The sequence below is a fragment of the Flavobacterium succinicans genome (assembly GCF_001662485.1).
GTDB lineage: Bacteria > Bacteroidota > Bacteroidia > Flavobacteriales > Flavobacteriaceae > Flavobacterium > Flavobacterium succinicans_A.
Window position 1 is genome coordinate 149511 of sequence record NZ_JMTM01000065.1, and the last position, 11996, is coordinate 161506.

Sequence of the window (11996 nt, forward strand, 5' to 3'; positions counted from 1 at the left end):
TTTATTTACTTATTGCCCTGAACGGTAAATTCCTATTCGCTCTACTGTAATTTCATCACCATCTAGTAGAGTATCTTTACTCTTTATTTGAACATCTAACGCATCAATATCAATAGCATTTTCAAGGTGTAATTGATCAATAATACTTGTGATATTAAATTTATAAGTAAGTCCAGCTCCTCCGTGAGACGAATTTTTCAGGGATGCCCCAATGAGTCCAAAAAGAGAAACAGATTTGACAAATGTTTGATTTACATAAACTGAAAGAAAATTAGAGTCTCCGCCACCTTTTACACCTTCTAACTGGAGATACACCTCGTCAGGAACATCAGAAACAGACGCTTTTAGAAGACTATTCTTTACTGATTTCCATGCTGTCTTGTCCAATTGTACAGTAGCTTTAGCTTCTGTGTTTTTTAAAGTAATTGAACCACTACTTGCACCTACTAATTCATTGTTCGGTTGATTTGTCATCTTAACTGCTGTATCTAAATTTGTTGCGCCCAATTTAGTTAATCTATCGGATAAACTGTCTTGTTGAGAACCTGGTTTAACTGTGTCATAAGAAGTTAAAGAGAGATCACTATATGTATAAGAATAATAAGATCCGTTATACTTCAAATTATTGGTGGATTGAACATCTCCAGGGGTGTAATACCAAGGAGTTCCTGATGAATCCAACGGCATAGCAAATTGTGAATTACCATTCGCTGTTGGCCCCACTAGCCAATCTGCATCCGATGGATTACTATTATTTCCGGTTACATTCCAAGCATCCCACATACGGTCAATATTAGAATGATGCAAGAAAAATATAGGATCGAGTCCTGCTGTTGCGGGAACGCCCATAAGACCAATTTGTTTTGCAGCATTTTGGCCACCCACCATACCGTGAACGAAATTATGAGGATTCTGCTCAAGATCTCCTGTCTCTGAACCACTATGTGAAAATCCAGTTTCGCCTCCTCCATAAAAATATCCATTTAAATCTCCTGGTCCGGTTTTTGAAGGTGCAGCCCCTTCACTGTAAATAGTATCCCATTGGCATTCATCATTCGCTTCATTCTCGTCATTACCCACCTGAACACTAGATCCGTATCTTTCAGGAACATACAAAGGATTTGGTGTGTTATCAGGTAAAACAGTAAGGGTAAATGCTGGAGGAATATTAGACTCAACATAAGCAGTTGATTGGCTTAAATAATTCCAATATGGTAATGCCCAGTCTAATGGTCCTTTTAATTCAGCGATAATTGTTCTAAGAATATTTTCGAGTGCTACCAAATATCCTCTATGCCACGGAGGAAAAAACCAAGTTCCATGCTGACATTGATCCCAAAAAAGATTGGTTAATGACTTGGATGGAAGTGTACTCAAATTTGCTGAAGATCCTATATAACTAATATTTACCCAATTTAGATATTGGTATGGCCTTGGATATACTGATTCCGGCAATAGTAATTGTCCATGAATTGCAGCGTAAAACCACCAGCTAGTAGGATCGCTTATTGGGCGAGATTGCATTACCTGAACAGCTTTTGCATACCAATATAGGTCGGTATAATTCCCCGATTGATCGACAAACTGCCCACCGTTATTGGCATCCCAAGCATTTCTTCTTAAATAAACCAATTGTTTCCAAGTTGTTCCATTATCCCAATCTATCTCATCATTATTACTGGATAATGTCCCTGTTTTATTTCCCCCATCATCTGTAAAATTTACGGTAATTGCTAATGGATTAGAACTACTTAAAGTGCCTTGAAAAGGACCTCGTCCGTTGCTGTAGCTTACACTAATACTCGTTTTAGATCCAGTAATTGTGATTAACACATTTTGTTGATCTACCCATTTTCCAATAAATGAATTCATATTTTAGTTATTTAGTTGGTTGTCTCAATTTATTAAAGTCATTCTTTACCAAACGAAACCGTTCGTTTATTAAGTGGTTTTCTGCTCCAGCATTTTTTATATCCTTACCTACCTTGCACTAAACAAATTTTTTAATTGTTATAAAAAACTTGCAGGTTGCATTATGATAAATGAATTAGAAGAAGTCTTGAAATGAATATTGTCCCCATTAATTTCTTTATTAAAATTACAAGAGTAACAAAGTCAAGAATAAAAAAATGACATGAAATTGAATTATTCACGTACGAAAGGCATAATAAACACACCCAACCTATTTTCACAACACAAATCACTCATTAGCAATGACAAATGATTTATTTTTAAAATAATAAATAGTTATTCGTTAGGATGCGAACAAAAAAATTGAAAGGTATCAATCAACTAGAAAACAATTACGCTGTAGTCGTATACGAGGGGTTTATCGAAAAGGTATCAAAACTTATTTCTTGTCGTAACAACTCTATATCTAGGCTACCATCATCTTCCGTTTTTATGTAATTGGGTTCAGGTAAATAGCGCAATTGAAGATGAGGATGATATACGGTTTTTCTGCCTTTACGGAAATATGTGCACATTACCGAGAAACTACTATTAGAGCAAACCAAAATATCAGCTTGAACAAAGGATTTAAAAATAGCATGAATTTGATCATAGTTTTTTTGCTCACGATCAGAACCAAGTAAAACTCTAGTGTGCTTTCTATTCGAAAATCTTTGTAAAATATCCTCAGAATTTTGTTTTTCAGTATAGATACTAAAATGAACCATACCAACACCATAGGCTTTTTCTATATGTAAAATGATATTCTCATAATAATCCATATCAAACATATATCTTACTGCATAGGGACTAGTAAAGTGTTGTGGAAACTTATCTCTATCATAATCCGTTCCTCTATTAATATGAACAGCCACTTCAATAGGCGATCTAAATTCGGTTACTTCTAATGAATGGATTTCATTAAAATTATTAGAGAACTCCTGTTGAATTTCACTAAAAACATTCTGTTTGGTTCTTCCTTCTAAATACCAAGGTATTGTTTGAAATGGATGAATTCGTAAGGCGTTTTCAAAAATGACCAAAGTATCTTTACTACTTTCGGGTAACGCTTTCGTAAAATATTCTAGTAGCTCCTCATAGTCGTCAATACCACACCAAAGAGGGCCTTCAACTCTTACTATATTTTTATATTTTAATTCTCGATCCGCTCGTTCAACGACAGGATATTTATACCCAAAGCCAAAATAATCCAAATATTCATAGGGTGTATGCACATAATTGAGATCAAATAAGCGGCCAATAGTAAGCCCTCCTAATGCATCTTTGAGTTGATGTCCATGATTACCTCCAGAGGTAAAGTCTATTGTAAAGTCCATTTTGCCTTGATTTTAGATGTGTTTATAAAACTTATGGAATAATTTTCTCGAGGAATTTTGAAGATTCAAAAACAGTATCAATATGACTCTCCCCTTCAAGGTACTCAGCACCATGTTTTTTGTCCTTACTGATCTCACTCATTCTATTTGCATATCCTTTATGTTTTTTATACAAATAATCTTTCCCAAGGTATTTATAGTGTAAAAGTTTCAATTCCATTTTCGAAGTTTCAACTCTATTTTCATAAAAGAGAGGTTGGCACAAATGCGCACCAGGTCTATAATTTATCTCTTTTACTTTTTTAGGATCAAAAATGATTTGTTTATCAAATCTTTCAGAGCGAACACCATATTTAACTTGCTCCGTTATCAAGCTTTCGTAATTTATTGGAAAAACATCGCTTATCATGTTATAACCAATCACAGCAGGCATAATTATTTTTTGCTCTTTAGCCATCACCAACTTTTCTAACAATTGCTCGTCGTATAAAAATTCATCCATATCACAAACAATTACATAATCTGCCGTACTTTTTTTCCAACAATTATTCTTTGCCTCTGTCAATTTATCTTCTATAAACTCATTTCCGGAATCTAAATACCGGAATTCTATGTTATTATAGTCGCTTGCTAAACGAATCGAATTATCTGAACTTTGATTATCAATAATGATTATTTTACTACATATTCTAGAATAATAATTTAGAGTATGTAAAATCATTTTCTCCTCATTAAAACAAAGCAGATAAAGCTCAATAGCAATAGCACTATTTGTAATCATCGTTTTTTAGGTTTTATTTTTCTATCCAAATATTTAGGCTCAATCTTAACCGTTGAACTATTAAGCAAAAATCATCTGCTTCAGTTTCATCATTTCAATGCCATAAAGAAGCGTAAAGTATAGGTGTTGAATTTTATACCTATGTCACAAAGAGCTCTGATTTTTTTTCATGTATTGTTTTATTTAGATCCGTGAATTGGATGCGCTTTACCTAATAAAGCTAGATTAGAACTAAAGAAATAAACCTAAAAATGACATGAGAAAGAGATTCTTTGTAACAAAACAAAAAAGACAAGTTAAAGCAAATACTATTTGGAGAAAATCAACTTACCAAAAATGAATATTACTTAATGTTGAGAAAAAAGAAGTGTCATCCACCAAAAAAAAGGTATCGCCTCCACCCAAAACAAAGTATAATAGTGAGAACGATCTTCATGAGCAAATGCTAAAAAAAAAGCAGTTACTAGGATAAAAAAAAGAGAAAGCAAACTAAAGTTCCCAATCAAAAAATCAAACACTAAAAAAAGAATCAACAAACCAAAACCAAGCTTCTTAGTTCGCTCCACTCCTATCTGTTGTGGTACGGTTTGCAATAAAGGATCATCGTTTTTCAAATCGACGATTTCAAAAATTAAGATAAGCACAAAAACCAAAATAAACCGTTGCAAACCATATACAAACACCGTAAGATCTAATGAAAAATCCCCTTCTAAGGCAGGCAAAAAAACAGTAGCCAAAGTCCAACACAAAGACACGATATAAATTTTAATCCCTTTCCAATTTCTAGCATTGCTGCGATTAGGAAAAAATGGCAAAGCGTACAACAAGGTCAGTACTACAATAAAAAAAGCTCCTAATTGAGTCTGGAATCTCAGCTGAAAGAAAGAGTATAGCAATCCCAAAAAAACAACAGCACTAAATCCAACGATTACTTTTAATGCTCTTCGAATAGCATTTTTTTTCCTCCTAATTAAAGACTCATATTTAACAAAGTCGTAAGCAAAAACCGTCCCTAAAAAAACAAATAGCGCCAAAGAAAAAGAAGAAGAAAAAAATAACTGTTGTTGAGTAATTAGTAACAAGGCCAAACAAGACAAGCCCACGTGAACACTGCTATTGATGTAGAAACGAAATAATTGCCTGAAAATCTTCATTAAACAAAATTAATCAATTGTAAACAAATCACGCCTTTAGTTGAAAATTCAATAAAAAATACCAACCAAAATAGGTTCTGAATTACTAATAATACTTATTTTTGCACCACAAAAAAACAACACCTACTATTTTAATTCAAAAAAACGTCTGATGATTTTGTAATCAAAAGTAATCCAAAACATTACACTACAGACCAATTTGTTTTAGAATATAAAAAAACACTATTTAGTACAAATGAGAACAGATGCTTTTGCTTTAAGACACATTGGTCCCAGAGAGAATGACCTTCAACACATGTTGAAAACCATTGGAGTTGATTCTATAGAACGACTCGTTTATGAAACCCTTCCAGATGACATTCGTCTAAAAGCACCACTGCAATTGGACCCCGCAATGACAGAATATGAATTTGCGAATCACATTCAAGAATTAGGTAATAAAAATAAAGTTTTCCAATCTTATATTGGTTTAGGCTATCACCAAGCGATTGTTCCTGCTGTTATTCAAAGAAATATTTTTGAAAACCCAGGATGGTACACCGCTTACACGCCTTACCAAGCCGAAATCGCACAAGGTCGTTTAGAAGCGATTTTGAACTTCCAAACGATGGTGATTGAATTAACAGGTATGGAAATCGCCAATGCCTCACTTCTTGACGAAGGTACAGCAGCGGCTGAGGCTATGGCTTTACTTTTTGATGTAAGAACTCGCGATCAAAAGAAAAACAATACCAACAAATTCTTCGTTTCTGAAGAAATTTTACCACAGACGTTATCGGTTTTGCAAACACGTTCTACGCCAATCGGAATCGAATTGGTAGTTGGTAACCACGAAACTTTTGAATTTTCAGAAGAGTTTTTCGGTGCGATGTTGCAATATCCAGGTAAATTTGGTCAAGTATATGACTATTCACAATTTATCTCAAAAGCAGCAGCTAACGAAATAAAAGTAGCCGTTGCGGCAGATATTTTGAGTTTAACAAAATTGACACCTCCAGGCGAAATGGGAGCAGCTGTAGTGATTGGTACTACACAACGTTTCGGAATTCCATTAGGATATGGTGGCCCTCACGCTGCGTATTTCGCAACAAAAGAGGAATACAAACGTTCTATGCCAGGCCGTATTATCGGAGTAACTATTGATGCGAACGGAAATAGAGCATTGAGAATGGCTTTAGGAACTCGTGAACAACACATCAAACGTGAAAAAGCTACCTCAAATATTTGTACAGCACAAGTATTATTGTCTGTAATGGCAGGTATGTATGCCGTGTACCACGGACCTAAAGGTTTACGCTATATCGCTAATAAAGTACACGCTGTCGCAGCAACAACTGCTAACGAATTGACTAAATTAGGCTACGAGCAAACCAACAGCGCTTTCTTCGATACCATTGTGGTGAAAGCAGAGGCTCAAAAAATAAAAGCAGTAGCAGAACAAAACAACATCAACTTCTTCTATATCGACGAAGCGACTGTTTCTATTGCTTTCAACGAAACCACTAGCATCGAAGACGTAGCCAAAATTGTTAGCCTTTTCGCTGCCGCAAAAGGAACTCAAACTCCTGAGATTACTGAATTAACAGTAACCAACCATTTCCCAGAAGAATTAAACAGAACGTCTTCGTTTTTACAACACGATGTTTTCAATAAATACCATTCTGAATCAGCAATGATGCGTTACATCAAAAAGCTAGAACGTAAAGATTTATCATTGAACCATTCGATGATTTCTTTAGGCTCTTGTACGATGAAATTGAACGCAGCTTCAGAAATGTTGCCATTGAGCAACCCACAATGGAATAACATTCATCCTTTTGCTCCATTAGATCAAGCTCAAGGATACCAAGAAATGTTGCGCAAATTAGAACAACAATTGAATGTAATTACAGGATTTGCTGGTACTACTTTGCAACCTAACTCTGGTGCACAAGGAGAATATGCCGGATTAATGGTGATTCGCGCATACCACCAATCTCGTGGAGATCACCACAGAAACATTGCTTTGATTCCATCTTCAGCTCACGGAACCAACCCAGCTTCTGCTGCTATGGCGGGCATGAAAATAGTGGTAACCAAAACCTTAGAGAACGGAAACATTGATGTAGAAGATTTACGTGAAAAAGCGATGCTACACAAAGACAATCTTTCTTGTTTGATGGTTACTTATCCATCTACTCACGGAGTTTATGAAAGTGCTATTATCGAAATAACAAAATTAATTCACGATAACGGTGGTCAAGTGTACATGGATGGAGCAAATATGAACGCTCAAGTAGGCTTAACCAATCCAGCAACTATTGGAGCGGATGTTTGCCACTTGAACCTACACAAAACCTTCGCTATCCCTCACGGTGGTGGTGGACCAGGTGTTGGACCAATTTGTGTGGCGCCTCAATTGGTTCCATTTTTACCAACAAACCCAGTAATTCCAACTGGAGGAGAACATGCCATTACCGCTATTTCTGCTGCTCCATGGGGATCTGCTTTGGTTTGCTTGATTTCTTATGGATACATTTCCATGTTAGGTGCCGAGGGATTAAAATCAGCAACAGAACACGCTATTTTAAATGCCAACTACATCAAAGAAAAACTAAACGGTCACTATGACACTTTATATTCAGGTGAAATGGGTCGTGCCGCTCACGAAATGATTTTGGAATGTCGTCCTTTCAAACAAAAAGGAATCGAAGTAACTGATATTGCTAAACGTTTGATGGATTATGGTTTCCATGCGCCAACCGTTTCTTTCCCAGTAGCTGGAACCTTAATGATCGAACCAACCGAAAGTGAAAACTTAGAAGAATTGGATCGTTTCTGTGACGCTATGATTTCCATCAGAAAAGAAATCGAAGCCGCAACTATCGAAGACAGCAATAATGTATTGAAAAATTCACCACATACTTTAGCGATGCTAACAGCCGAAACTTGGGATTTCCCATACAGCAGAGAACAAGCTGCTTTCCCATTGGATTACATCGCTGAAAATAAATTCTGGCCTACTGTTCGCAGAGCCGATGATGCTTACGGAGATAGAAACCTAGTTTGTAGCTGCGCTCCTATCGAAGCATACATGGAAAGTTAAAAATCTTTCCCTTTAAAGATTACATTTAACCCGACAGATTTCCAACTGTCGGGTTTTTTCATATCTAGATAAAACTTTTTAAACCCAGAATCTGCATAAGACTTCGTAGCGAAACTGAATTATTCAATAAAAGCAAGAGCTCACGGACTATTTTTGAAGAAGGAAACAACGTTCAGTGAATACCTATAAAAAATATAAACCAATGAGCTAATACTTTTGTATTTTGAATTTAAAAATAGGAGAACCAAGCGTAGCGTATCTTGAACTCCATTAAAAATAGAAACTCGTGAGTAAAGTTCTTGGTTTTGAAGAAAATATTCATTCACTGAACTCCGTTAAAAAATATAAAAATGGTGAAGTAATTTAGTTGTAGTAGATTTCTAATGCGGAATCTGGGTTAAATTAGACAAAAGGTCTTTCCAAAAAAAATACTGCATTCGATCTCAAACGTTTGAAATTAGGCAAAAACCCGAAATTCATTAAAAAATAAACAATAATTCTAGAAAAAAATTATTATTTCATAATTATATGCATGCATAGTAAATTTTATAGCTCGAATTATTTTTTAATGCTTAATTTAGCTAAGATTATACCAAAAATACCCTGATGAAAATACAAATAACCGGAATTGGAAGCTACATTCCATCCCTAAAAATTCACAACACCGACTTTGATAAACATGTCTTTTTAAACGAAGACGGATCCGCTTTTGCTTATCCGAATGACGTAGTGATTAGCAAATTCAAAGGTATCACAGGCATAGAAAAACGTCGTTATGCTGAGGATCACTTAAACTCCTCAGACTTAGCTTATTTCGCTTCGCAAAAAGCAATAGAAAATGCTAAAATTGATCCAGAAACCATTGATTACATTATTTATGCACACAATTTCGGGGATGTGAATCACGGGACCATTCAGGCAGACACCTTACCTAGTTTAGCAACCAGAGTAAAAAACAAATTACAAATCAAGAACCCAAAATGCGTGGCTTACGACATTCTTTTTGGTTGTCCAGGATGGATTGAAGGCGTATTGCAAGCCAATGCCTTTATTACTTCTGGAATGGCCAAACGTTGTTTAGTTATTGGAGCCGAAACCCTATCAAGAGTAGTAGACGCACACGATAGAGACTCTATGATTTATGCCGATGGTGCTGGAGCAGCTATTATCGAAGGCTCAGATTCTGAAACGGGTATGCTCTCTTACGAAAGCGGTACTTTTGCCATAGACGAAGCCAATTATCTGTTTTTCGGTAAATCATACAATCAAGATTTGAATCCCAACACGCGCTATATCAAAATGTATGGCCGCAAAATATACGAATTTGCCCTAAGCAAAGTTCCTGCCGCCATGAAAAGTTGTTTGGACAAAAGCGGTATCGAAATCAACCAAGTCAAAAAAATATTGATTCATCAAGCCAATGAAAAAATGGATGAAGCCATCATCCATCGCTTCTACAAATTGTACGGACAAACGCCCCCAAAAGGAATAATGCCGATGTGCATCAACGAACTTGGAAACAGCAGCGTGGCCACCGTTCCAACTTTATACGACTTATTGACGAAAGGACAAATCGAAAACCATGAAATCCACAAAGGAGACGTCATAATGTTTGCCTCAGTTGGTGCCGGAATGAATGTCAATGCCTTTGTATATCGCTACTAGTAGTCATTAGTAACTAGTCCTAAGTCCTTAGCTCAAATTGTGCTAATCACTAATCACTATGGACTAATCACTATTTTTAGGAGCCCATCCAGCTATCCACTACAAGTCCTCGCCCTGGAGTTTATTTTTACAAGGCGCCTCAAGAGCTTCTTTTAGTCGCTTTGATGCACCAGCAAAAATTAAACCCCAGTGCTGTGGGCTTTTCGCTTCTATCTGGGCTATACATTGCAGAACATTCACGTTTATATTGGTAGCCACGAATGCACAAATTGTATGTACGTTTCTTGAAAAAAGGGGGTGAATTTTTACAAATAATACGATAGTATGAATTTGTGGAATCAAAACGTATTCAAATTTGTGCTGCATTAGTGTAATTTGTGGCAAAATAGTTAAAAGAGAACACCCTATTTACAATGCCTTCAAAACACATATAATTTGTATATTTGCGCCTTGTTTCCAAAAGGTCAACACCCATAACTATGTACGAAAAAACATTTCCCAATAAACGATTCAAGCATACTTTAGAATTTTTACAAAAACACATCACTACCCAAGAAACCATTTTTGATTTAGGCGTTCCCAACCCTTTCTCAAAAATTATGGAAGAAAATGGATATACCGTAAAAAACACCACTGGCGAGGATTTAGACAACAATCAAACTGCTTTACAAAACGAAAATTACACCGTTTTTACCGCCTTCGAAATCTTTGAACATTTATTGAATCCTTATACTGTTTTACAAAATGTAAAATGCGACAAATTATTGATTTCTATTCCACTTCGTTTATGGTTTTCACCCGCTTATCGTAGCAAAACTGATATGTGGGACAGACACTACCACGAATTTGAAGATTGGCAATTGGACTGGTTGCTAGAAAAAACAGGCTGGAAAATTATCGCAAGAGAAAAATTTACACATCCCGTTAAAAAAATAGGATTCCGTCCGCTATTGCGTTTTTTTACACCAAGATATTATATTGTTTACGCTGAACGAGCCTAAAAACAAATCACAAAAATGAAATTCCAATTTCCAATTTTGGACTCATCCAATCATTTGGAATTTGGAATTTTAAAATTTTGTAATTTTATTTTTTTATGAAATACTACATCGTCATACCGTCCTATAACGAAGAAGCTTTAATTGGTTTGACACTGCAATCACTGATTTCGCAAACGGTTTTGCCTTCAAAAATTGTAGTGGTCAATGACAATTCAACAGATAGAACTGCTGAAGTTGTATTGGAATTTGCTAAAAACAATCCATACATAAGTTTGGTCAATAAATCATCAGAAAACATACATCTACCGGGAAGTAAAGTCATTCAAGCTTTTGAAAAAGGATTCGAAACCTTGGACGACAACTATGATTTAATTGTAAAGATTGATGCCGATTTAATATTTCCTACCAATTATTTCGAAACCATAATTAAACATTTCCAGTCCGATGAACGCATTGGAATGGTCGGCGGTTTTTGCTACATCGAAAAAAATGGGGAGTGGATATTAGAAAACTTAACCGACAAAGACCATATTCGTGGTGCGCTAAAAGCCTACAGAAAAGAAACTTTCAAACAAATCGGAGGACTAAAACCAGCTATGGGTTGGGATACCGTAGACGAGTTGTTATGCAAGTTTTACAATTGGAAAGTAGTCACCGACGAAAGTTTGCATGTAAAACACCTCAAACCAACTGGCGCAAGCTACAATAAAGCCGCTCGTTACAAACAAGGCGAAGCTTTTTACAGTTTGGGTTATGGATTTATCATCACAGCTATTTCATCATTAAAATTGGCAATGCGAAAAGGGAAACCCCTACTATTTATTGATTACATAATGGGTTTTTGGAAAGCAAAATCATCCGGAAAACCATTATTTGTAACAGCGGAGCAAGCTAAATTTTTTAGAAACTACCGCTGGAAAAAAATGAAAGAAAAACTGTTTTAAAAGTTAGTTTCCAACAATAAAAACAAAATCTTAAGTTTAAACAAAATACAGTATTTTTGCCCCTATGTATTTCTATAAA

General features: G+C 35.6%; 8 protein-coding genes. 4 read left to right on the top strand and 4 right to left on the bottom strand.

Annotation, left to right across the window (positions count from 1 at the left end):
* Positions 1-9: 9 nt before the first annotated feature.
* The 4 genes from FLB_RS12170 to FLB_RS12185 form a co-directional block, all read right to left on the bottom strand.
* Complete coding sequence (locus tag FLB_RS12170; RefSeq protein ID WP_082923285.1) at positions 10-1872, bottom strand: tyrosinase family protein; 1863 nt, start codon at positions 1870-1872, stop codon at positions 10-12.
* A 431-nt stretch (positions 1873-2303) separates the two neighbouring features.
* The gene (locus tag FLB_RS12175) at positions 2304-3287 is read right to left on the bottom strand and encodes a hypothetical protein (protein ID WP_064716227.1); all 984 of its coding nucleotides are present in this window, start codon (positions 3285-3287) and stop codon (positions 2304-2306) included.
* Positions 3288-3318: 31 nt separating this feature from the next.
* On the bottom strand, positions 3319-4068 hold the full coding sequence (locus FLB_RS12180; RefSeq protein ID WP_064716228.1) for a glycosyltransferase family 2 protein: 750 nt from the start codon (positions 4066-4068) through the stop codon (positions 3319-3321).
* A gap of 347 nt (positions 4069-4415) precedes the next feature.
* Positions 4416-5222, bottom strand: coding sequence for a hypothetical protein (locus tag FLB_RS12185; RefSeq protein ID WP_064716229.1), 807 nt, complete (start codon positions 5220-5222; stop codon positions 4416-4418).
* Positions 5223-5457: 235 nt separating this feature from the next.
* Between FLB_RS12185 and gcvP the strand changes: the two genes are divergently transcribed.
* From gcvP to FLB_RS12210, 4 genes are all read left to right on the top strand, one after another.
* Positions 5458-8307 carry an aminomethyl-transferring glycine dehydrogenase gene (gene gcvP, locus FLB_RS12190; RefSeq protein WP_064716230.1) on the top strand — a complete coding sequence of 950 codons (2850 nt, stop codon included), beginning with the start codon at positions 5458-5460 and terminating at the stop codon, positions 8305-8307.
* A gap of 606 nt (positions 8308-8913) precedes the next feature.
* On the top strand, positions 8914-9972 hold the full coding sequence (locus FLB_RS12195) for a 3-oxoacyl-ACP synthase III family protein (RefSeq protein ID WP_064716231.1): 1059 nt from the start codon (positions 8914-8916) through the stop codon (positions 9970-9972).
* Between the two features lie 479 nt (positions 9973-10451).
* Entirely contained in the window at positions 10452-10973 is a 522-nt protein-coding gene (locus FLB_RS12205; protein ID WP_064716233.1) for a hypothetical protein, read from the top strand.
* Between the two features lie 95 nt (positions 10974-11068).
* On the top strand, positions 11069-11917 hold the full coding sequence (locus FLB_RS12210; protein ID WP_064716234.1) for a glycosyltransferase: 849 nt from the start codon (positions 11069-11071) through the stop codon (positions 11915-11917).
* Positions 11918-11996 lie beyond the last annotated feature (79 nt).

Coding starts and splice junctions, on each gene's coding strand:
- FLB_RS12170 (WP_082923285.1), bottom strand. CDS start 1,872: ATGAATTCATTTATTGGAAAATGGGTAGATCAACAAAATGTGTTAATC.
- FLB_RS12185 (WP_064716229.1), bottom strand. CDS start 5,222: ATGAAGATTTTCAGGCAATTATTTCGTTTCTACATCAATAGCAGTGTT.
- FLB_RS12205 (WP_064716233.1), top strand. CDS start 10,452: ATGTACGAAAAAACATTTCCCAATAAACGATTCAAGCATACTTTAGAA.
- FLB_RS12180 (WP_064716228.1), bottom strand. CDS start 4,068: ATGATTACAAATAGTGCTATTGCTATTGAGCTTTATCTGCTTTGTTTT.
- gcvP (WP_064716230.1), top strand. CDS start 5,458: ATGAGAACAGATGCTTTTGCTTTAAGACACATTGGTCCCAGAGAGAAT.
- FLB_RS12175 (WP_064716227.1), bottom strand. CDS start 3,287: ATGGACTTTACAATAGACTTTACCTCTGGAGGTAATCATGGACATCAA.
- FLB_RS12210 (WP_064716234.1), top strand. CDS start 11,069: ATGAAATACTACATCGTCATACCGTCCTATAACGAAGAAGCTTTAATT.
- FLB_RS12195 (WP_064716231.1), top strand. CDS start 8,914: ATGAAAATACAAATAACCGGAATTGGAAGCTACATTCCATCCCTAAAA.